The organism is Arcobacter peruensis (assembly GCF_003711085.1).
Classification (GTDB): domain Bacteria; phylum Campylobacterota; class Campylobacteria; order Campylobacterales; family Arcobacteraceae; genus Poseidonibacter; species Poseidonibacter parvus.
On sequence record NZ_CP032363.1, the window covers coordinates 1,602,904 to 1,624,828 of the forward strand.

Sequence of the window (21,925 nt, forward strand, 5' to 3'; positions counted from 1 at the left end):
AAAAAGATTAAAAATTAAAGGCAAAAAAGTGGAAAAATTTAGTATAAAGAAATTAGACAAAGCATTTAATATTGAAATAGATTCAATTGCAAGTGACAAATCAATATCTCATAGATGTGCAATGTTTTCACTTTTTTCTAATGAAACATCATATATCAAAAACTTTTTAACTGCAGAAGATACATTGAATACATTAAGTATTGTTGAGCAGTTAGGTGCCACGATTAAAAGAGATGGTTCAAGTGTAGAAATTACACCAACTTCAAAATTAAGTGAACCAAATGATGTTTTAGATTGTGGAAACTCAGGAACAGCAATGAGACTTTTTTGTGGTTTATTAGCTTCTGTTGATGGAGCTTTTACATTAGTTGGTGATAAATATCTAATGAATAGACCTATGAAAAGAGTTGCTAATCCTTTAAGATCTATTGGTGCACAAATAGATGGAAGAGAAGAAGGAAATAAAGCTCCTTTATTTATACGAGGAGTAAAAGAATTAACTCCTTTTACATACCATTCACCAGTTGATTCAGCACAAGTAAAATCGGCAATGATTCTTGCTGCTTTAAGAGCAAGTGGAGTTTGTAAATATAAAGAAAATGAATTAACACGTGACCATACAGAAAGAATGCTAAAAGGTATGAGTGCAAAACTTCACACAGATGAAGATGGGTTTATTAATATTCATCCATTAGAAGGAAATTTAAAGCCTTTAAATATAACAGTTCCAACAGACCCTTCATCTGCTTTCTTTTTTGCCCTAGCAGCTGCTATTACAAAAAACTCTCGTGTATTAATTAAAAATGTTACACTAAACCCAACAAGAATTGAAGCATACCATGTTTTAAAAAGAATGGGTGTTACTGTTAATTTTATTGAAAAAGAAAATGTTTATGAACCAATTGGTGATATTGAAGTAATTAATAATGAATTAAATGCAGTTGATGTTAATGAAAATATTTCATGGCTAATAGATGAACTTCCAGCACTTTCAATAGCAATGAGTTTAGCAAAAGGCAAATCAACAGTTTCTAATGCTAAAGAGTTAAGAGTTAAAGAATCTGATAGAATTTCCGCTGTAGTAGGTAACTTAAAACTTTGTGGTGTTGATTATATTGAGCATGAAGATGGTTATGAAATTAATGGTGGAAGAATTACTAAAGCTACTATTACATCTTGTGGCGATCACAGAATTGCAATGAGTTTTGCAATAGCTGGATTGAATAGCGATATGGAAATTGAAGATACACAATGTATTGATACATCATTTCCAAATTTTAAAGAGATTTTAGACTCTTTATATTAAGAACAACTCGTTGTTCTCTTTAGGGTTTGCTTCTTTAAATGGAATTTATTTCCATTGTTAAAAGAAGTCATTAAATAACAGGTCCCTTAGAAATTGGGACAATTTTTAAGGATGAAAAGATGAAAGTAAAATTAGCTTCAAATTATGGATTTTGTTTTGGCGTTAAAAGAGCTATAAAAATAGCAGAAGAGTATAAAAACTCATCAACAATGGGTCCATTAATACATAATCAAGATGAAATAAATAGATTACAAAATGATTTTAATGTAGGACTTTATAAAGATTTGAAAGAAGTTAAAGATGATGATACTGTAATAATCAGAACACATGGTATTCCAAAAAATGACTTAAAAAATCTAAAAGCACAAAATGCAAAAGTAATAAATGCAACCTGCCCTTTTGTAACAACTCCACAACAAATTGTAAAAAAAATGTCAAAAGAAGAGTACTCAATACTTATTTTTGGAGATTCAGATCACCCAGAAGTAAAAGGTGTGCAATCTTATGGTGAAGACCAAGAAGATGTACATATTGTATTAGAACCATCTGATTTAGAAAAAGTAAATTTCAAATATAACAAAATTGCAACAGTAGCACAAACAACAAAAAAGAAAGAAAAATATCTTGAAATTGTAAACACTTTGATTTTAAAAAACAAAGAAGTAAGAGTTTTTAATACCATTTGTGATGCTACTTTTGAGAATCAAGATGCAGCAAGAGAGCTATCAAATGAAGTTGATGTTATGGTTGTAATTGGAGGGAAAAACTCTTCAAATACAAAACAACTTCATTCTATTTGTAAAGAGAATTGTCAAGATTCTTACCTTATTGAAAATGAAAAAGAAATAGATAAAGAGTGGTTTAAAAATAAAACTCTTTGTGGTATAACAGCGGGTGCATCGACTCCTGATTGGATTATACAACAAGTAGTAAATACTATAGAAGCTTGCCATTAAATAGTTTAAGTATTCTTTTTGTATAATCGTGCATTAAATAAAAACGGTAAATATGAAGGAATAAAATGGGTATCGAAGATATTGATTTAGGTGAAGATTTTGATTTTGAGCAAATGCTTAACGAGTCTTTTGAGAATGCTGAGAATAACTCTGTAGTTGATGGTGTAATTGTTGAAATCTCTGGTGACAGAGTTCTTGTTGATGTAGGTCAAAAAGTTGAAGGTCAGATTTATGTATCTGAAATAACAATTAATGGTGAAGTAAAATTCAAAGAGGGTGATACAATCCCTGTAATGTTAATGGGAAGTAGAGGTGAAAGACCTAATATTTCACATAAAAAAGTTCTTCAAAAAGAAAAATTTGACGCTTTTGTTAAATTACATGGTGAAGATGTTGAAAATGTAACAATTGAAGGTAAAATCATTTCTGTTAAACAAAGAGGTGGATTTATTATTGAAGACGAAGAAGGTTGTGAATACTTCATGCCTATGGCTCAGTCTTACTTAAAAGCAATTGGAGCAGTTGGTAAAAAAGTTAAAGCTAAAGTTTTAAAAGTAAACGAAGCTCAAAATTCAATTATTGTTTCTAGAAAGAAATTAATTGAAGAAGGTAAAGCAATTAAAGATTCTAGAGTTGCTGATATCTTAGAAAAAAATGAACCAGTAAATGGTACAATTAAAAAAATTACTTCTTACGGAATGTTTGTAGATTTAGATGGAATTGACGGTTTAGTTAATTACAATGAAATCTCATACAAAGGTCCTGTAAATCCTGCTAATTACTACAATGAAGGTGACGAAGTTACTGTAGTTGTATTATCTTATGATAAAGCAAAACAACATTTATCATTATCAATTAAAGCTGCACTTTCTAACCCTTGGGAAGAAATTAAAGACGAATTAGAAGTTGGTGATACAATTACTGTTACAATTTCTAACTTTGAATCTTATGGTGCATTTGTTGATTTAGGAAATGATATTGAAGGTTTATTACATATTTCTGAAATTTCATGGAATAAAAACGTTAAAAACCCAAAAGAATTATTAACTTTAGGTGAAGAAGTTAACGTTGAAGTTATCGAATTAAATGTAGATGCAAAAAGATTAAGAGTATCTTTAAAGAACCTACAAGAAAAACCTTTTGCTAAATTTACAAAAGAGCATAATGTTGGTGATGTAATCACTGGTAAAATTGCTACATTAACTGACTTTGGTGCATTTGTTACTATTGGTGATGTTGATGGTTTATTACACAATGAAGAATCTTCATGGGAAACTAATGCAAAATGTAAAGCCTTATATAAAAAAGGTGACGAAGTTGAAGTTAAAATTATCAAAATTGATAGAGAAAAAGAAAATATTTCATTATCAGTTAAAGAAATTGCTGACTCTCCTGCAAAAAGATTCCAAGAAACTCATAAAATTGGTGATATCGTTAAAGGAACTGTTAAAGATGCAAAAGACTTCGGTGTATTCATTAAATTAGAAGATAACTTAGATGGTCTTATTAGAAATGAAGATGTTGAGCCATTAGTAATTGAAGAAATCAAAGCTGGTGACGAGATTGAAGCGGTTGTTGTAAATATTGATACTAAAAGAAATAGAGTTAGATTATCAGTTAAAAGATTAGAGCAACAACAAGAAAGAGAAGTTTTAAAATCTGTAAATGATACTTCATCTATGACTTTAGGTGATTTATTAAAAGATCAAATTAAATAATATAATAGGATTAATTTAAAATGAGTAAACACACAATCGTAGTTTGTGACCATATACATGAAGACGGATTAAATATTTTACAAAATACTGAAGACGTAAATTATGTATATGCAGCAGATATTGATAAAACTGAACTTTTAAATGTAATTAAAGATGCAGACGTAGCAATTACTAGATCATCAACTGATGTTGATGAAAAGTTTTTAACTGCAGCTGTTAATCTAAAAGCTATTATTAGAGCTGGTGTTGGATATGATAATGTTGATATGGAAGGTTGTAGCAAAAGAGGAATCATTGCTATGAACGTTCCAACAGCAAATACAATTGCAGCAGTAGAATTAACAATGGCTCATATGCTATCGTGTATGAGAAAATTTCCATATGCACACAATCAACTTAAACAAGATAGAATCTGGAAAAGAGAAGATTGGTATGGTAATGAATTATTCGGTAAAAAATTAGGTGTTATTGGTTTTGGTAACATAGGACATAGAGTTGCATTAAGAGCTAAATCATTTGAAATGGAAGTAGTAACATACGACCCTTATATTCCTTCAACAAAAGCGACTGATTTAGGTATTAACTATACAAATAATTTTCAAGATATTTTAGATTGTGATATTATTACAATTCACACTCCTAAAAATCAAGAAACATTAGACATGATTGGTGAAGAAGAAATTGCTAAAATGAAAGATGGTGTAGTTTTAATTAACTGTGCTAGAGGTGGTTTATATAACGAAGATGCATTATATAACAATCTTAAATCTGGAAAAATTGCAATGGGTGGAATTGATGTATTTATCAAAGAACCTGCAATTGATCATCCATTATTAGATTTACCAAATGTAACAGTAACTGCACACTTAGGTGCAAATACAAAAGAATCACAAAAGCAAATTGCTATTCAAGCTGCTGAGAATGCAATTGAATCAGCACGTGGAATTGCATATCCAAATGCTTTAAATTTACCAATTGACGAAAGTAAAATTCCTTCATTTGTAAAACCATATATTGAGTTAACTCAAAAAATGGCTTTCCTTTCTGCTCAAATTGATAAATCAGCAATCAGATCTATTTCTGTATGCGCACGTGGTGAAATTGCAGAATACTTAGACTCATTAAATACTTTTGCAACTGTTGGAGCATTAACTGTTTCTTCAGGTGATGAAGTAAATTATGTAAATGCTAAATTCTGGGCTGAAGAAAAAGGAATCACAATTGATTCTAATGTAATGGCTAATAATACAAGTGGTTATAGTAATAAAGTTACTGTAAAAATCACTACTGAAAAAGGTACTACATCTATTTCAGGTACTGTTTTTGATGAAAATGTTCAAAGAATAGTTGAAATTAATGATTTTGTATTTGATATTGAACCTAAGGGTAAAATGATTATTATGAGAAACAATGACATCCCTGGTGTTATTGGAGAAGTTGGAAGACTTCTTGGTGATAATAATATTAATATTGCTGACTTTAGATTATCAAGAGGAAAAGACGGTGCATTAGCTGTTATTCTTGTTGATGAAAAAGTTTGTGCAAATACATTAAAAGAATTAAACAGCTTAGAAGCAGCAAGATCTGTTTCTTATGCACAAATTTAAGGAGAGACTATGGCTTTAGGAATGAGTGATTTAAAAAAAGGTATGAAGATTGAAGTGGATGGAATTCCATATAGAATTACAGATTACGCACATGTTAAACCAGGTAAAGGTGCAGCATTCGTAAGATGTAAAATCAAAAATTTTTTAAATGCTAAAACTATTGAAAAAACATTTCATGCAGGTGATAAATTTGAAATCCCTGATTTAGAACAAAAAACTATGCAGTTTTTATATGACGATGGTGAAATGTTACAATTTATGGATACAAATACTTATGAGCAAATAGGTTTAACTTATGAGCAAGTAGGTGATACTGAAAAATGGATTATTGACGGAATGAATGTTGATATGATGTTTTTCAAAGGTGAGGCAATTACAGTTGAACCACCTGCTACTGTTGAAATGAAAATTGTAGAAACTCCACCAAACTTTAAAGGTGATTCTCAAGGTGGTAGAAAACCTGCTACTTTAGAATGTGGTGCAGTTGTACAAATTCCTTTCCACTTAGTTGAAGGTGACATTATTAAATGTGACACAAAAACTGGTGAATACGTGGAAAAAGTTAAGTAATTAACTTTCCTTCTGCTAAAAAGGCTATATCAATATGATATAGCCTTTTTTTATGCCTAGCTTTTTCTCTTTAAAAAAACCAGCTTTTCTTCACCAATATAATTCTCATGAACTATTTCAAAATCAATATCTAAATCATTTAAAGCATTACTACCTTTTCTAATTTTAGGATTAACTATTAATAAAATATAATCTAGTTTTTCTTTTAAAGTATCTAATAAAGTATAAGTACCCTCAACCATAATAAATTTATGATCAAGTAATTTAAATAAATCATCACTAATAACAACATCTCTATTAGGAATATGAAATAAAGGTATTTTTCTATCAAAGATTTTATTTTTACTATAAATCATTACATTAGGTGCTCGACCTGCTATATATCTTGCATCCAAAGTTGGTTTATCAGTTCTTACTGTGTTTCCGCCAATAAGTAATAAATCAATCTTATCTCTTAAACTATGTACATATGCTTTTGCTTGATTAGCAGAAATCGCTCCATCTACACTACCATTTAATGTTTGAGCCATTTTGTAAAAAATAAAAGTCCCACTATTCCACTTTAAAAAAGGATATAAAAGCTCATAGGCTTCTTTCTTTAAGCAATCAAGTTCTATATCTATATCTGCAAGTTTAAGCGTTTCTATACCACCTTTTGCATCTTTATTACTATCTTCATGTCCAATAATTACTTTGTTTGGTTTTAGCTCTTTAATTAGATTTGCACATGATGGTGTTTTTCCTATATGATTGCAGGGTTCTAAGGTAACATATACTTTACAATCATTAAAAAAACCCTTATGATTTTTGATTAGATACTCATGTATTTTAAAAGAATCATTAAGAGTTTTTAATACATCATTAGGATGGTATTTTAAAAAAGCTGCTTTAAGTGCATTAACTTCTGCATGTGGCATTCCAGCTTCTTTATGTGCTTCAATAGCTAATATTTCACTTTCACCTTTAACAACCACACATCCAACAGCTGGATTTGGATATGTTAAAAATTGATATTTCCAAGCTTCATTAATAGCTAGATTCATAAAAAAATCATTATTTATTTTCATATTTTATTCTCTTATATTAAATTTTTATTAAAAAAAAAGGAAGTTGAAAATCAACTCCCTTTTTTTGATATTATTTATATTTTAATTTACCATTCAAAATAAGTAGATGCAGATAAAACAGAAGCATGTTCTATTTCTTCAACACCAAATTCTGTTTCAATAGTAATTTTTTCATCATCGCTACTTAAAAGTTTCCCTTTAAAAGTTTCAGTTGAAATATCTTTTACTTTTACATTTTCACCAACTGAAGCAGCAAAATGTTGCTTAGATTTAAGTCTTCTTTCAATTCCAGGAGAGCTTACTTCTAACTTGTATTTACCACCTAAAGGCTCATCTAAATCTAAAATAGGAGATATCATTCTTGAAACTTCAGCACATTTATCTAAGTTTACACCACCAACAGCTGTGATAGAAACTCTATAAATATTATCATCATGTTCTCTTGCAGTTGTAATATCATAAAGTTCAACACCTAAACTTTCAACTGCTAATTTTATAGATTCTTCTAAATTCATTCTTTATCACTTTTTGATTTATTTATTTGAGCAAATAATGACTCAATATTTCTTGATTGTTCTAAAGCAGTATCATTTAAAAATTTAAAATCAGGACATTTATACCAACCAGTACTAGCTAATATATGTGATTTCAATCTTCCATTTGCTTTATTTAATAATGAAATCATTTGAGTTATTTCTTTTTTTTCATAATCAGAACCATCAAAATAAACTAAGGCATCATATTTTCCATTTTTACAGTTTACATGTGTAATAGCAAGTGTATTAATTCGAGCATCACCTAAAGTAGATAATGCTTCTGGAATTAATTCCATTAATAATGATTCAGTTCTTTGTAAATTAACACTTTTCATAATTAGTCGTCAATCGATACTTTTTCTTCAATTTGAATAAATGTTTCGATGAAATCTCCAACTTTAATATCATTGAATTTATCGAACATAATACCACACTCATAACCATTAGCAACTTCTTTAGCATCATCTTTAAATCTTTTTAATGATGAAATTTTACCTGTATAAGTAACAACACCATCTCTAATGATTCTAGCATGACCACCTCTGATTACTTTACCATCAGTTACTAAACATCCTGCAACTGTTCCAACTTTAGGAACAACGAATGTATCTCTTACTTCTGCTTGACCTGTATTTTCTTCTCTAATTACAGCACTCATCATTCCAGATAATGCATCTTTAACATCATCAATTAAATCATAAATAATTGTATATGTATTAATAGTTACACCATCAGCTTTTGCTTTTTGTTTAACAGAACCTGTAGGTCTTACATTAAATCCTAAGATAATACAACCCTCTGATGCATTTGCTAATACTAAATCAGATTCAGTAATTCCACCAACACCTGCATGAAGAACTTTAACTTTTACTTCTTCATTTGCAATTTTTTCTAATGAACCTTTAATAGCTTCTAATGAACCACCAACATCAGTTTTAATAATTACTGGAAGTTGTTTAATTTTACCTTCAGCAATTAATCCACTCATTTCTTCTAAAGATACTTTAGTAGATTTTGATAACTCTTTAGCACGTGCATGCTCAGCTCTTGTTGTTGCAATTTCTCTAGCTTCTTTATCAGAATCTTGAGCAACCATAACAGCACCAGAAACAGGAACTTCATTTAATCCTAAAACATTACCTGTTTCAGAAAGTCCTAATTGTTTTACTGGTTTTCCTTGGTCATTTGTAATTGCTTTTACTCTACCATAAGTAGTATCACAAACAATATTATCACCAACTTTTAATGTACCATTTTGAACAATAATAGTTGCAACTGGTCCTCTACCTTTTTCAAGTAAAGACTCAACAACTGCACCTTTTGCTTTTGCACTTGGATCTGCTTTAAGTTCAAGAACTTCTGATTGAAGTAAGATATTTTCTAATAAGTCATCTATTCCCATACCAGTATGTGCAGATACTCCAATAAATTCAACATCTCCACCCCAATCAACTGGAGTCATTTCTCTCTCAGCCATTTGAGCTTTTACCATATCCATATTTGCAGATTCTTTATCCATTTTGTTAACAGCAACAATAATTGGACATCCAGATGCTTTTGCATGTGAAATTACTTCTTCAGTTTGTGGTTTAACACCATCATCTGCAGCAACAACAATAATAATTACATCAGTAATTTCAGTACCTCTTGATCTCATTTCAGAAAACGCAGCATGTCCTGGAGTATCTACGAATGTAATTTTTTGACCATTTTGATCAACTGTATATGCAGAAATATGTTGAGTAATTCCACCAGCTTCACCTTTAGCTACTTTTGCAGATCTAATTTTGTCTAATAAAGAAGTCTTACCATGATCAACGTGTCCCATAATTGTAACAACGGGAGGTCTTGTTACAAAATTTGAATCATCAATATCTTCTTCATGATAATCATCAACATAATTAACATCTTCTAAAGCATCTTTAACAGTTACTTCAATTCCAAATTCTTCACCAAGAATTTCTAATTCGTCTTGTTTTAAGAAGTCATTTTTAGTAACAAGCATTCCTAAACCAAATAATACAGAAATTACATCTGATGCAGATTTTCCACAAGCTTCAGCAAATTCATATACTCTACACTCTTCAGGAATTGTAACTTCAGTTATCTCAATTTCTTCTTCTGTTCTTTTAAATCTTTTCTTTCTCTTACCTCTTTTTAAACCTTGAGGTCTATTTCCAAATGCAGCTGGTCTAGATGATCTAGATTGCTTATTTTGGTTTTGAGGTTTTGTCTCTTCTAATAATTTTGATTTATCTGCTAAACCTAAATCAAGTAAGAATACTTCTTCACCAAGTAAAGAATCTGTTGAAGTTGAATTGAAATCATTAGATGATTCTCTTTGAACTTCAAGTTTTCTACCGTGGTCTTGTGCTCTTACATTAGTTTTCTTTTTATCTTTTTTAGATTTAACTTTTTGTTCTGTAGAATCTTTTTTATCTTCAGAGTTATTACCTAAAATTTCACTAAGAGATTTCATTTGTTTTTTAGGAGTTCCAGTAGCTGGTGTATTAAATTCTACTTTTGGAGCTTCTTCAACTTTTGGCTTTTTCTTTTTAACAATTTTAAGCCCTCTTCTTTTAGGGATTATTTTTTTAATAACTGGTGCTTCAGAATCTTTATCTTCTGTTTTTTTAGCAACTTCTTCTTTTGCTTCAGGTGCTTTTTTAACTTCTTCGATTTTTTCTGTTTTAGATGCTGGAGTATCTACAGACTTAGGTTTAGAGATTGCAGGTTTTTTAACAACTTCTTTTTTTTCTTCGACTTTTACTTTCTCTTCTACTTTTACAGCAGCTGGTTCTTCTTTCTTTTCTTCTACTTTTTTCACTGCAGCTTTTTTAGCTTTAACTGGTGCTTTAGCTGGAAGTTTAGAACTTTTTCCAGTCATTATATAATTTGCAATTTCCTCAGCATCCTCGAATGATACCGCGCTTTGTGGTGATTTAAGTTCTATATTTAAATCTTTAGCTTTTGCAATTACATCTGAGCTACTAGCTCCCGCCTCTTCTGCAATTTCATAAACTCTTACTTTATCTGACATCTGTTAGCATCTCCTTAAGTTGTTCAACATACTTATCTTTATTTTTACACTCTCTAAAAAGTGATTTTTCTATCTTTTTATAGGTTTTTTGATTAATATCTGATTGTAATAAATTAATACAATCCCTACAGATATAAAAACTTCTACCATAGTTGTTATATGATACAAGTTTTTTATCTTCACATTTTAATCTAAAAAGCTCTTTTTGTTCGTTTTTATTTCTACAAACAATACATGTTCGAAGTGTCGTTTTCAATTTAGCCAATGATTATACCTAAAATATACTTAATATCAAAAAAACTTAAATTTCTATACGAACACCACTGTTATCAAAGTCACATGTGAAAACTTTGAAATGTGGGAATTTAGTCTTAAGTGCTTTTTCTATTTTCTTTGCATCTTCTGAAAAACAAATAGAAAAAAGTGTAGAACCTGAACCTGAAAGTGTACTCATTAATGAACCTGATCTTAATGATGTTTTTTGAACATCAAATAATTCTGGCATTTGTTTCATTCTGTACTTTTGATGAACTTTATCTAATGAAGCAGTTCTAAGCATTCTCCAATCTTCACTCATAAAAGCAGCTGTTAATAGTGATGAATGAGAAATATTAAACACAGCATCCTCTTTTGAATATTTAAAAGGAAGTGATTTTCTAGATAACTGTGTTGAAATTGGTCTATTTGGAATAACAACAACAGCTCTTAATATATTTGGTATAGATTTATTTATAAATTTTACTTCATTTTCTTGCACAGTTGCTACATTAAATCCACCCATAACAGCAGGTGTTATATTATCAGGATGATTTTCATAAGCAAGTGCTAAATTTAATAGTTTACTTTTCTCTAACTTTATTCCTTCAATAGCATATGCAGATGCAATTGCAGAAACAATTACAGCAGAAGAACTACCAAGTCCACGTGATAATGGAATCTCATTATAGAATTCAAATCTATAATGTCTTTTTTTTACAGCTAGATTATGATAGAAATCATTAAAAATTGAGATAAACATATTATTATCTTTTAAAGCTGGGTTATTAGCACCCTCACCTTTTAATGACACACTATGAAATTTTGATGGTCTGATTATTACTTGGTTTTTCATTGCAATTGCAAGTCCTAGTGAATCAAAACCAGGTCCCAAGTTAGCACTAGTTGCTGGAACGCTTATTTTCATATATTTCCTTCTTAAACAGCTGGTAAATTATAAATTGGCAGTGTTTGTTTATTAAAATTTATTTTATCTATATTATTAGGTAATTTAAAGTCGCGAATTATATCGTCTTTTTCTAAAAAGTCAACTTTAATACCATTTTCATCTTGTTTAAAGTATTTTTTTCCTAAAGCTTTTATTGGAGAATTCTCATTAAATTCAAAGCCATTACAAGCTTGAAACTCTATATTTTTTGTAATACTAATAGTTTTTAAAAATATATAAGCAACTTTAATTGCCATATAAGAGCCAGGTGAATTAACATAATTTATTCTTTTTATATCAAACTCTTTTAATATATTTTCAAATAAAGAAGGAAGTAAATCAGAAGTTTTACCTTCTAATTTATACTCTTTTATTAATTGTTTATTCTCATAAAGACCAATTAATATAGGATTTGAAATACTAATAACTAAAACTTCTATCAAATAATATTCCTATACTTCTACTTTTGAATATGCTAATTCAAATACTTCAGCTTCTTCGCTTGCTTCTTCTAGATCAATAATTTCATAATTTGAAGCATCTTTATAAAGCTCTTTAGTTAATAAGTGATTTAAGTGATGACTTCCAGCAACTGCATCATATTCTCCAACCATTGTATAACCTAATAGTGCCATATCACCAATTGCATCAAGTATTTTATGTCTTACAAACTCATCATCAAATCTTAAACCTTCAGGATTTAAAACTTTTGATTGGTCTAAAACAATAGCATTTTCCATAGATCCACCTTGAGCTAAGCCAATAGATCTTAAATATTGAACTTCATGTAAAAAACCAAAAGTTCTAGCTCTTGAAATATTCTCTTTATATTCATTAATAGAGTAATCAAAATGGAAATTTTGTTCACCAATAGAAGGATGATCAAAAGCTATTTGGAAATCATAAATAATTCTATTTGATGGTTTTAATGTAACTCTTTTCCCATCTTCAGTTGTAATTTCAACTTCTTTTTTTACTTTTATAGCTTTTTTACTTTTATTTAATTCTTTAATACCAGCTTCTTCAATTAGCATACAATAACCAGAAGAACTTCCATCTAAAACAGGAACTTCATCATTGTCAATTACTACTCGTAAGTTATCAATTCCATAAGCATAAACAGCTGATAATAAATGCTCAATTGTAGAAATTACAATTCCATCTTTTCCAATTACAGTTGCCATTTTTGTATCTACAACATTTTCAATACATAAAGGTATTGTAATTCCTGCATCAACTCTATAAAAAATTATTCCAGCATCTTCTTCTAAAGGTTCAAGTTTCATTTTTACAGGAACGCCTTTGTGAAGACCAATTCCTACTATTTCAACTGATTTTGCTATTGTTCTTTGTTTCATTTGCTTTCAATCGCTTTCTTTGCATTATCTATAACTTTAGTAATATTTTCTCTAACCCAATATCTACTAAGCCATTCTGTAGGATTAACTTCTATTCCTTGAACCAATACACCAAAATGTAAATGATCACCAAATACAGCCCCACTTGATCCTGTATTTGCAATATAAGCACCTGCTTTTACTTCATCATTTACTTCTACAACTGATCTACTTGTATGTGCATATAAAGTACCTAATCCAAATTTATGGTCAATAATAATTGAATCACCATAAATTCCTAAATAATCTTTAAAGATAACTTTTCCAGCATTTGTAGTAAATATTTTTGCTTTTTTAACACTAGCCCAATCCATACCTAAATGCCAAGCTTCATCAATTTTTTTACCTTCATATGTATAGTGTCGTCTTTCACCATAACCTGCAAAAGTCATAGATGATGGTAATTGTTTAAAAGCTTTAATATCAAATTTTGTAACTTTATCTTTATTCATATTATTTCTAGATACACTTTTTATTGTATCTACGTTTCTTTTTCTTAAATCTTTGTTAGCTTTTACAAATGTTTCTGCTTGACTACTTGGAATATCAAAACCACTTTTTGTAAGTACATTTTTACTAACTTTATCAATAAATCTATCAGAAATCTTTAAATTATCAATTTTTACTTTTAACTCTTTAATATATAAAGGTATTTTTGTTACTGTTTTATTTCTAGCCTTATCTATAGCAACTAAATTAACTCTTTTAAATTCTTTTATTTCAATTGGCCATGCAATAATTGCTATATAAAAATTATCTTTATAAAAAGGAAATAATTCAAATCTCTCTTCATTATTAAAAGAGATATAAAAATCTTCTAAATTTTCATCTTTAACTTCAACAACAACAGCAGCACTTCCACCTTGATTGATTAAGTATGAGTTACTTAATACATTTGCAATTGGTCTTTTTTTATCTACTTTGATTTTAATATCTTTAGTAGCTTTATTTCCCATAAAGAAATTCCATTTACTTGTATCTGAAACTTCAATTTTTAACATTGCATTTTGTGTTTTAGTTGATAAATCAATTTTTGGAGCAATAATATCTAAATCAATTGAACCTTTTGAAACATTTAGTTTCTTAGTATCTAATTTGATTTCATTATTATCATCAAAATATGTAATAACATAAGAAGCAATTTCATTGTCATCTGTAAAATTAACTTTTAAAGGTGATTTTAAATTCCAAAATATTTCATTTTCCAATGAGATTTTAGGACTATTTTTTTCAAAAGTAGGTGATAGAAATACAAATGCACCTAATCCTATAATTATTGCAATAATAATATATACTAATGCCATCTTCGCTTTATTATTTTTTCTTCTATTTGTATAACTCAAAAATTTCCTTTAAAACTAATTGTTTTGCTTCATTTACATCATCTGTATCAATACTACAACCAGCTGCATTAAAGTGTCCACCGCCACCAAAATGTCCTGCTATTTTTGATACATCAATATTACCTTTTGATCTTAAAGATAATCTTGCTCTATTATTAACAATTCTTACATAAGCAGCTACTCTTACAACTGCTATACTCATTATCATATCTAAGGCATCTTCACAATCTCTTGTGTGTGCTCCAGTTTCTTCAAACCACTCTTTTTTTGCAATAATAGTTGCAACTTCACCTTCTTTGAATAACTCTAAGCTATCAAGTACTTTGGGAATTATTCTATATTTTGCAAGAGAGTCTCTTCTTAAAAGTTTATTTGCAATTGCTGAAGGACTTGCTCCACATTGAACTAAAAAGTTCACCTTATCAAATGTTAATTCATCACATCTACTAAGTGAAAAAGCTAGTGAATCATCATAAATTCCTACATAAAGTGCAGTTGCTGATTCTTTCGTAATATATAAACCATTATGCTTAAAAAAGTCATATACAATTTCTGCTGTTGAACTTTTCATTGGGTCTACAATATTTATAGTTCCAAAATTATTGTTTGATTTATGGTGATCAAAATTAATCAGTGGAATACTATCATCTAATTTAAATCCTAATCGTGGATATGTTCCACAATCAACTGAAATTGCTAAATCAAAAAACTTTGGCAATTGGTCTGTAATTTTATCAAACCTATGTAAAAAATTTAAATTATTTGGTAAATCCGAACTTATATTAAACACTTTGTGTTTTATTTTGTTTTCATGAAATAAATTTGAAAGTGCAAGAGCTGAAGAGATAGTATCAGGGTCTGGATTTACGTGAGTAATTATAAGAATATATCTGCTTTCTTCAATTAGCTTTAAAGCTTGAGTATATGCTGACATATCAATTTTATTACTTACTATGAAATCTTTTTTCAATACCTATCCTTCAATTTTAACTATTATTATATGAAAGTAAAACTAACCAAAAGTTAATGATTAGTCAAACTTCATTGAAAAATCAAGCCATGTAGCTTGATGAATTATACTACCACTACTAATAGCATCAACACCTGAAAGTGCATATCCTCTTATTGTATTAAGGTCAATATTTCCACTAGCTTCAAGTAAAATATGTGGATAAGTTTCATCTCTGAATTTAACAACATCTTTTATTTGAAGAGGAGTCATATTATCACACATAATAATATCAGCACCTGCATCCATTGCTTCTTGAACTTGCTCAAAAGTTTCACACTCAATCTCTATTTTTGTAACCCAAGAAATTCTTTTTCTTGCTTTTTTTACAAACTCTTTTAAGTTATCAATTGTTCTTAAGTGAGTATCTTTTAACATTAAACAATCATCAAGTCCAAGTCTGTGGTTAATTGCTCCACCAACTCTTGAAGCATATTTTTCAAAATCTCTAAGTTGTGGTCGTGTTTTTCTAGTATCTAGTAAAACAACTCCAGTACCTTCCATTAATTTTGCATATTGGTTTGCCATAGTAGCAATTCCAGATGCATGTTGAAGCATATTTAAAAAAGTTCTTTCAGATGATAAAAGAATAGAAGCCTTACCTTCAAGCTCTGCAATTGTTTCACCTGCCTTAATTGTATCACCATCTTTTTTCAAAAACTTACAATCAAACTTTTCTGTTCTTGCTAATACTTTTGCATATTGAATTCCTGCAATAATTCCATCAGATTTTGAAATAGCACGTGCTGTAAATCTACCTTTTGGAGCAACATCGAAGAATAAATCTCCTCTTCCATTATCTTCAATAATGGCATTTTTTACAAACTTTTTAATATTAATCATATTTCAAACATCCTTTCAAGTGCTAATCTAGCGTATTTTATATTTTCTTCTGATACAGAAATTTCTGTTTCTTTCATAATGTTATCATCTTTGATTGATTTTAAAGTATTGTAAACATCTTGAAGTGTTGTTTCATTCATTGTTGGACACTCAGGTTTAGTTGAGCTTAAAATATAAGTATTTTTTGTTCTTAATCTATTTACCATATTAAACTCAGTTCCAACTGCAACTTTTTGATCAACTGGTAACTCTTTTATATATGTAATTAATTGAGATGTTGAACCTACAAAATCAGAAGCATCACAAACTTTTGGATCACACTCAGGATGAACTGCAATTAAAATATCAGGATATTTTTCTCTATAAAATTCAATATCTTCTACAGTAAATTGTTGATGAACAGAACAAAAACCGTTATAACATATAATATCAGCTTCTTTTAAATCACTTCCATCTCCAACTATTGCAGATTTTAGATTTAATGATTTAGCAAAGTTTTGACCTAAACATCTATCAGGAACAAAAAAGATTTTCTTCCCAGATTCTAAGCCTTTTTCAATAATTTTATAAGCATTTGATGAAGTACAAACCATTCCACCCATTTTTCCTACTCTAGCTTTAACAGCAGCACTTGAGTTTATATAAGTAATTGGTAAGATATCATCATTTGAAATACCAGCTTTATTTATTACTTCAAGATTTTGTTCATAATAACCCTCATCAATCATTCTAGCCATTGCACAACATGCAATTTTTGGCATTAAAACTGTTTTCTCAGGGCTCATAACTTTTACACTCTCACCCATAAATCCAACACCACAAAATACAATATACTTAGAATCAGTTGCCTTAGCTTTTTTTGCTAATTCTAATGAATCACCTGTAATATCAGCTAACTCAAAAACTTCATCTCTTTGATAAAAGTGAGCTACTAATGTTACATCTAATTCTTCTTTTAGCTTTATAATTTCTTCTTTTAAATTCAAAACAAACCTTCAATTAAATGTTTTTATAAATGATAATATAACAAAATGTTTGTTATAATCCATTTAACTTAAACAAATAATAAAAACTCTACATTAATATAAAAGGTAATAAATGGATTTTTTCACTAACTCAAATATTTTATTTTACATAAGCGCATACTTAATTGGTTCAATTCCTTTTGGATTACTACTTGCAAAATTTTTTGCAGGAGTTGATGTAAAAAGTGCAGGAAGTGGTTCAATTGGTGCAACAAATGTATTAAGAGTAGTAAAAGAAACAAATCCAGCCTTAGCAAAAAAACTAGGAGCTGCAACAGTTATACTTGACGCACTTAAAGGAACACTTGTTTTATTAGTAGCTATGAGTATGGGATCTAGTGATTCAACACTTTGGGGAATTGCTGTTTTATCTGTACTTGGTCACTGTTATTCAATATATTTAAGTTTAGAAGGTGGAAAAGGAGTTGCAACTGGGCTTGGTGTATTTATAGCACTTATTCCAATTCCTACTTTAATAGGTGCGGCTGTTTGGATAATCTGTGCAAAGGTTCTTAAAATATCTTCACTTTCGTCACTACTAGGACTTACAGCTGTAATTGTAGTAGCAAGTTTTTTAAATGATGGATTAAATGTAGGTTCAAATATCCCTATGTATATTATTGCATTCATTATATACTACAAACATATTCCAAATATTATGAGAATGATTAAGGGACAAGAGTCAAAAGTAATCTAATGAAAGTACAAATAAATGACTTATCTTTTAAATGTATAATAGGAATACTTGATTTCGAACGAAAAAAAAAGCAAAAAGTTATAGTAAACCTATCATTTGAATATGAATTTAAAGAAGATTTTTTCATAGATTACAGTGAAATCTCTGCATTTGTTGAAAAACAAATGAAAAAAAGAAAATTTTTACTAATAGAAGACGCCATAATCTTCCTAGAAGCCAAACTATACAAACTGTATAAAATAAATAATCTAATTATCAATATATCTAAACCTAACATCCTAAAAAACTGTATTGTTTCAGTATCAAACTAAAATAATACAATTTTTATCCTATTTATCATTAACGAACTATTAACTAAACCCTAGCTTAAATTAACCCTTAATTAACATAAAAATCATGCATTTTAAGAAAACTTTAAAATTTAGTGGTGTAGAATGCTCGTAACGGGATGTCGGAAAAGGTTCAAATAAATCATTTTGAATGAGTTCGCGCGCTCCGACAGACTGAAATATATATTTCGAAAATTTAGGAGAATACATGAAAAAAATCGCAAAATTAAGTTTAGTAGCTGCAGTAGCAGTAGCAGGATTAACAAATGTTAACGCTGCATCTTTAGAAGAAGCAATCAAAGGTGTTGATGTTTCTGGACAATTTAGATTTAGAGCACAAGACAAATCAGACGTAGTTAACAATGGTGTTACAACTGCAACTGCTGAAAATGGTACTGATGTTGAAATTGAAGTAGGTGTTAAAGTTCCTGTAACTGAAAACGTAACTGCAGTATTCAAAATTGATAATGCACCAAATAATGGAAATAATGAACCAACAACTGATGCTTTAGATGTTGAAGATTACTACTTCTCTTACAATGCTGGAGCATTAACTGTTAATGCTGGTCAACAAAATATCCCAGGAAGAATTACTGATGGTGCACAAGGTGACGGTCTTGTTGCTTTATATAACTTAGGTAACTTTACTGTGGGTGCTGCGGCATTTAATAACCATGACGCAGGAACAAACGATGTAGCTGCAGTTAATTTCAATATTAACACAGATACTGGTGTTACACCTGCAACTACTCCAGCTGCTGCTGTTGTTGGGAATAGTGGTAAAGATCTTTATTCTGTAATTGCAATGGGTACTGTTGGTCCTGTTTCTTTATTAGGTCAATATGCTGACGTTGCTGATACTTTAAACACTTACAATTTAAAAGCTGATGTTGCTTTCCAAATGGTAAAAGTTGGAGCTGAGTATACTGAATCTGATGTAGATGGTTCATCTGCTGAACTTTCAACTGCTAAAGCTTATGTATCTGGTAAAGTTGGAATTGTTTCAGCTAAATTATCTTATGCAAAAACTGGTTCTCAAGGTTCAGGTTCTTTACATTCTGTAGCTGGTGGAGCTGCTGCTGGTCTTGAAACACCTGCTGAAGCATTATTATGGAACATCGGTACATCTGCAAGAGCAGGTTATGAAGCATATACAATTGATGCATCTGTAGCTGTAACTCCAAAAATCTCATTAAGAGCTGCTTATTCAGCAGGTGAGCAAGGTCCTACAGATTTAGACGTAACAGAAGCTTTAGGTCAAATTTCTTACAAAGTTGCTAAAAACTTAACTACTTACGTAAGATTTGCTGACGTTGAAGATCAAGGTGACGAATATACTAGAGGTAGAGTTGAAGCTAGATACTCTTTCTAATTCTTAGATAGATTTTTACTAAACTTATAAAAAGCTAGAAGATTTATCTTCTAGCTTTTTTTTTACCTTAAAAATATCTCAAGTGACTTTATGGTAGACTATTCCTTTAATTTAAAAGGATAAAAATGAAAATTCTTAAGTCTATATCACTTACATTACTTGCAACAACGTTAGCATATTCACAAACTACAATGTGTTTTAAAGAAAACCACAACTCAATGAGAACTATCGAAAATACAGCGCTTGATGGTGGAGAGTGTAAAAGCACTCAAACTGTTAATAATATGAAAGCAAATGGCTGGAAAGTAGATGATATTAAAATCACTACAAAAGATGGAGGATATGACTTCATATATATCTTCAAAAAAAATCAATCTCAATCAAATTTTGCACAAGTGAATACAAATACAAATGTATCAGATGCTCAACTTGAAGAAAGAATTCTAAAAAGAATCGAAGCAAAAAAAGTTCAAGAAGCAAAAGAAAAAGAAATAAAAAGAGTTTTAGAAAATAAAATTGCAGGTAAAGAACTTTATACTAACAAATGTCAATCATGTCATGGAGAAAAAGGTGAAAAAGCAGCATATAATGTAGGAATGGCTTTAAAAGATATGTCAGCAGATGATATGGCTCATGCTATAGGACAATATACAAATAGAAGTGATTATGGCTATGATTATAATATGGTTATGAGACCAATAGCAGCAAATACTACAAAAGCAGATATTGTAAAAATCAAAGATTATTTAGATTCTATAAACAAATAATTAATAAATCAAATATTAGGAATAACATACGTGGACGCATACGAATATTCGCAAATTTTAAAACTATTAAATACTAAATTAGAAAATATTGAAAGTATTTTAAAACCTGATTTATTAAATGCTAGATTAGATGAGATAATACAGCTAGAATCAGACCAAGATTTTTGGAATGATGTAGAAAATGCTACAAAAATTGGTATTGAAAAAAATAGATTATTATCAAAATTAAGTAAGTTTAATAAAGCAAATGAAGCACTAAGTGGTACAAATGAACTTTATGAATTAGCACAAGAAGAAAAAGATGAAGATACCTTTGCAATGCTTTATGATGAAGCAAATGAATTAGATGAGCTAATCAAATCAACAGAAATATCTGTAATGCTAAGCAATCCTGATGATGTTTCTAATGCAATTGTTACAATTCACCCAGGAGCAGGTGGAACAGAATCACAAGATTGGGCTGCTATGCTTTATAGAATGTATTTAAGATGGGCTGAGCGTCAAAACTTTAAGATTGAACCTCTTGATTATCAACCAGGTGAAGAAGCTGGTATTAAAGATGTATCATTTATCATAAAAGGTGAAAATGCTTATGGATATCTAAAAGCTGAAAATGGTATTCATAGACTTGTACGTATTTCTCCTTTTGATTCAAATGCAAAAAGACATACTTCTTTTGCATCAGTATTAGTAAGTCCTGAAGTTGATGATAATATTGATATTGAAATAGAAGATAAAGATATTAGAATTGATACATATAGAGCAAGTGGAGCTGGTGGTCAACATGTTAATAAAACAGAATCAGCAATCAGAATAACACATATAGAAACAAATATAGTAGTTCAATGTCAAAATGACAGATCACAACATAAAAATAAAGCAAGTGCTTTAAAAATGTTAAAATCAAGACTTTATGAATACGAACTAGAAAAACAACAAGCTGCAAAAGATGGTGTTGAAAAATCAGAAATTGGTTGGGGACATCAAATTAGATCATATGTAATGCAACCATACCAACAAGTAAAAGATACACGTTCAAACATTGGATACTCAAATGTAGACGCAATTTTAGATGGAGATATTACAAAAGTAATAGAAGACGTTTTAATAGCAACTGCAAAATAGCTTAATATAACTAT

The 21,925-nt window shown here is 29.5% G+C and carries 22 protein-coding genes; 10 read left to right on the plus strand and 12 right to left on the minus strand.

The window, feature by feature from the left end:
* Positions 1–28: 28 nt before the first annotated feature.
* The 5 genes from aroA to efp all read left to right on the plus strand — a co-directional run bounded on the left by aroA (position 29) and on the right by efp (position 6,157).
* Positions 29–1,306: a 3-phosphoshikimate 1-carboxyvinyltransferase gene (gene aroA, locus D3Z07_RS08040; RefSeq protein ID WP_076083678.1), complete on the plus strand. Its 1,278-nt coding sequence runs from the start codon at positions 29–31 to the stop codon at positions 1,304–1,306.
* Positions 1,307–1,425: 119 nt separating this feature from the next.
* Complete coding sequence (locus tag D3Z07_RS08045; RefSeq protein WP_076083675.1) at positions 1,426–2,262, plus strand: 4-hydroxy-3-methylbut-2-enyl diphosphate reductase; 837 nt, start codon at positions 1,426–1,428, stop codon at positions 2,260–2,262.
* Positions 2,263–2,327: 65 nt separating this feature from the next.
* Positions 2,328–3,980: a 30S ribosomal protein S1 gene (locus D3Z07_RS08050; protein WP_076083672.1), complete on the plus strand. Its 1,653-nt coding sequence runs from the start codon at positions 2,328–2,330 to the stop codon at positions 3,978–3,980.
* 20 nt (positions 3,981–4,000) lie between these two features.
* Positions 4,001–5,587 carry a phosphoglycerate dehydrogenase gene (gene serA, locus D3Z07_RS08055; protein ID WP_076083669.1) on the plus strand — a complete coding sequence of 529 codons (1,587 nt, stop codon included), beginning with the start codon at positions 4,001–4,003 and terminating at the stop codon, positions 5,585–5,587.
* A gap of 9 nt (positions 5,588–5,596) precedes the next feature.
* A complete protein-coding gene (efp, locus tag D3Z07_RS08060) occupies positions 5,597–6,157 on the plus strand; it encodes an elongation factor P (RefSeq protein WP_076083666.1) in 561 nt (186 codons plus the stop codon).
* A gap of 56 nt (positions 6,158–6,213) precedes the next feature.
* Here efp and ribD read toward each other — a convergent pair whose 3' ends face one another.
* The 12 genes from ribD to nadA all read right to left on the minus strand — a co-directional run bounded on the left by ribD (position 6,214) and on the right by nadA (position 17,582).
* Entirely contained in the window at positions 6,214–7,224 is a 1,011-nt protein-coding gene (gene ribD, locus D3Z07_RS08065) for a bifunctional diaminohydroxyphosphoribosylaminopyrimidine deaminase/5-amino-6-(5-phosphoribosylamino)uracil reductase RibD (protein ID WP_122893559.1), read from the minus strand.
* Between the two features lie 86 nt (positions 7,225–7,310).
* Positions 7,311–7,739 (minus strand): ribosome maturation factor RimP, encoded by a 429-nt coding sequence (gene rimP / locus D3Z07_RS08070; protein WP_076083660.1) that lies wholly within the window; start codon positions 7,737–7,739, stop codon positions 7,311–7,313.
* Entirely contained in the window at positions 7,736–8,095 is a 360-nt protein-coding gene (gene rbfA / locus D3Z07_RS08075; protein ID WP_076083657.1) for a 30S ribosome-binding factor RbfA, read from the minus strand. Before rbfA ends, rimP begins: the two co-directional genes overlap by 4 nt.
* Positions 8,096–8,097: 2 nt before the next feature.
* Positions 8,098–10,800, minus strand: a complete 2,703-nt coding sequence (gene infB, locus D3Z07_RS08080) for a translation initiation factor IF-2 (protein WP_122893560.1) — start codon at positions 10,798–10,800, stop codon at positions 8,098–8,100.
* Complete coding sequence (locus D3Z07_RS08085; protein WP_076083651.1) at positions 10,790–11,065, minus strand: DUF448 domain-containing protein; 276 nt, start codon at positions 11,063–11,065, stop codon at positions 10,790–10,792. The genes infB and D3Z07_RS08085 overlap by 11 nt, the downstream gene beginning before the upstream one ends.
* A gap of 36 nt (positions 11,066–11,101) precedes the next feature.
* Complete coding sequence (gene thrB / locus D3Z07_RS08090) at positions 11,102–11,983, minus strand: homoserine kinase (protein ID WP_076083648.1); 882 nt, start codon at positions 11,981–11,983, stop codon at positions 11,102–11,104.
* 11 nt (positions 11,984–11,994) lie between these two features.
* Positions 11,995–12,447, minus strand: coding sequence for a hypothetical protein (locus tag D3Z07_RS08095; RefSeq protein ID WP_076083645.1), 453 nt, complete (start codon positions 12,445–12,447; stop codon positions 11,995–11,997).
* A 9-nt stretch (positions 12,448–12,456) separates the two neighbouring features.
* Positions 12,457–13,362 (minus strand): UDP-3-O-acyl-N-acetylglucosamine deacetylase, encoded by a 906-nt coding sequence (gene lpxC, locus D3Z07_RS08100; protein ID WP_076083642.1) that lies wholly within the window; start codon positions 13,360–13,362, stop codon positions 12,457–12,459.
* Positions 13,359–14,744: a M23 family metallopeptidase gene (locus D3Z07_RS08105; protein ID WP_076083639.1), complete on the minus strand. Its 1,386-nt coding sequence runs from the start codon at positions 14,742–14,744 to the stop codon at positions 13,359–13,361. The genes lpxC and D3Z07_RS08105 overlap by 4 nt, the downstream gene beginning before the upstream one ends.
* On the minus strand, positions 14,728–15,714 hold the full coding sequence (locus tag D3Z07_RS08110; protein WP_122893561.1) for a DHH family phosphoesterase: 987 nt from the start codon (positions 15,712–15,714) through the stop codon (positions 14,728–14,730). The genes D3Z07_RS08105 and D3Z07_RS08110 overlap by 17 nt, the downstream gene beginning before the upstream one ends.
* A gap of 60 nt (positions 15,715–15,774) precedes the next feature.
* Entirely contained in the window at positions 15,775–16,596 is an 822-nt protein-coding gene (gene nadC, locus D3Z07_RS08115; protein WP_122893562.1) for a carboxylating nicotinate-nucleotide diphosphorylase, read from the minus strand.
* The gene (gene nadA / locus D3Z07_RS08120; protein ID WP_122893563.1) at positions 16,593–17,582 is read right to left on the minus strand and encodes a quinolinate synthase NadA; all 990 of its coding nucleotides are present in this window, start codon (positions 17,580–17,582) and stop codon (positions 16,593–16,595) included. The genes nadC and nadA overlap by 4 nt, the downstream gene beginning before the upstream one ends.
* A gap of 112 nt (positions 17,583–17,694) precedes the next feature.
* Here nadA and plsY point away from each other — a divergent pair, with 112 nt between their 5' ends.
* The 5 genes from plsY to prfB all read left to right on the plus strand — a co-directional run bounded on the left by plsY (position 17,695) and on the right by prfB (position 21,911).
* The gene (gene plsY / locus D3Z07_RS08125) at positions 17,695–18,318 is read left to right on the plus strand and encodes a glycerol-3-phosphate 1-O-acyltransferase PlsY (RefSeq protein WP_122893564.1); all 624 of its coding nucleotides are present in this window, start codon (positions 17,695–17,697) and stop codon (positions 18,316–18,318) included.
* Positions 18,318–18,629, plus strand: coding sequence for a dihydroneopterin aldolase (locus D3Z07_RS08130; protein ID WP_122893565.1), 312 nt, complete (start codon positions 18,318–18,320; stop codon positions 18,627–18,629). The genes plsY and D3Z07_RS08130 overlap by 1 nt, the downstream gene beginning before the upstream one ends.
* A gap of 226 nt (positions 18,630–18,855) precedes the next feature.
* The gene (locus tag D3Z07_RS08135; RefSeq protein ID WP_122893566.1) at positions 18,856–20,019 is read left to right on the plus strand and encodes a porin; all 1,164 of its coding nucleotides are present in this window, start codon (positions 18,856–18,858) and stop codon (positions 20,017–20,019) included.
* A gap of 125 nt (positions 20,020–20,144) precedes the next feature.
* On the plus strand, positions 20,145–20,786 hold the full coding sequence (locus D3Z07_RS08140; RefSeq protein WP_122893567.1) for a c-type cytochrome: 642 nt from the start codon (positions 20,145–20,147) through the stop codon (positions 20,784–20,786).
* A 30-nt stretch (positions 20,787–20,816) separates the two neighbouring features.
* A complete protein-coding gene (gene prfB, locus D3Z07_RS08145; RefSeq protein WP_122893568.1) occupies positions 20,817–21,911 on the plus strand; it encodes a peptide chain release factor 2 in 1,095 nt (364 codons plus the stop codon).
* The last annotated feature ends 14 nt before the right edge of the window (positions 21,912–21,925 follow it).

What these genes read in the sequence shown, in the direction of transcription:
- thrB (WP_076083648.1), bottom strand. Translation starts at nt 11,983, where the DNA reads ATGAAAATAAGCGTTCCAGCAACTAGTGCTAACTTGGGACCTGGTTTT.
- D3Z07_RS08045 (WP_076083675.1), top strand. Translation starts at nt 1,426, where the DNA reads ATGAAAGTAAAATTAGCTTCAAATTATGGATTTTGTTTTGGCGTTAAA.
- D3Z07_RS08135 (WP_122893566.1), top strand. Translation starts at nt 18,856, where the DNA reads ATGAAAAAAATCGCAAAATTAAGTTTAGTAGCTGCAGTAGCAGTAGCA.
- D3Z07_RS08050 (WP_076083672.1), top strand. Translation starts at nt 2,328, where the DNA reads ATGGGTATCGAAGATATTGATTTAGGTGAAGATTTTGATTTTGAGCAA.
- serA (WP_076083669.1), top strand. Translation starts at nt 4,001, where the DNA reads ATGAGTAAACACACAATCGTAGTTTGTGACCATATACATGAAGACGGA.
- efp (WP_076083666.1), top strand. Translation starts at nt 5,597, where the DNA reads ATGGCTTTAGGAATGAGTGATTTAAAAAAAGGTATGAAGATTGAAGTG.
- rimP (WP_076083660.1), bottom strand. Translation starts at nt 7,739, where the DNA reads ATGAATTTAGAAGAATCTATAAAATTAGCAGTTGAAAGTTTAGGTGTT.
- nadC (WP_122893562.1), bottom strand. Translation starts at nt 16,596, where the DNA reads ATGATTAATATTAAAAAGTTTGTAAAAAATGCCATTATTGAAGATAAT.
- lpxC (WP_076083642.1), bottom strand. Translation starts at nt 13,362, where the DNA reads ATGAAACAAAGAACAATAGCAAAATCAGTTGAAATAGTAGGAATTGGT.
- rbfA (WP_076083657.1), bottom strand. Translation starts at nt 8,095, where the DNA reads ATGAAAAGTGTTAATTTACAAAGAACTGAATCATTATTAATGGAATTA.
- D3Z07_RS08140 (WP_122893567.1), top strand. Translation starts at nt 20,145, where the DNA reads ATGAAAATTCTTAAGTCTATATCACTTACATTACTTGCAACAACGTTA.
- D3Z07_RS08130 (WP_122893565.1), top strand. Translation starts at nt 18,318, where the DNA reads ATGAAAGTACAAATAAATGACTTATCTTTTAAATGTATAATAGGAATA.
- infB (WP_122893560.1), bottom strand. Translation starts at nt 10,800, where the DNA reads ATGTCAGATAAAGTAAGAGTTTATGAAATTGCAGAAGAGGCGGGAGCT.
- ribD (WP_122893559.1), bottom strand. Translation starts at nt 7,224, where the DNA reads ATGAAAATAAATAATGATTTTTTTATGAATCTAGCTATTAATGAAGCT.
- plsY (WP_122893564.1), top strand. Translation starts at nt 17,695, where the DNA reads ATGGATTTTTTCACTAACTCAAATATTTTATTTTACATAAGCGCATAC.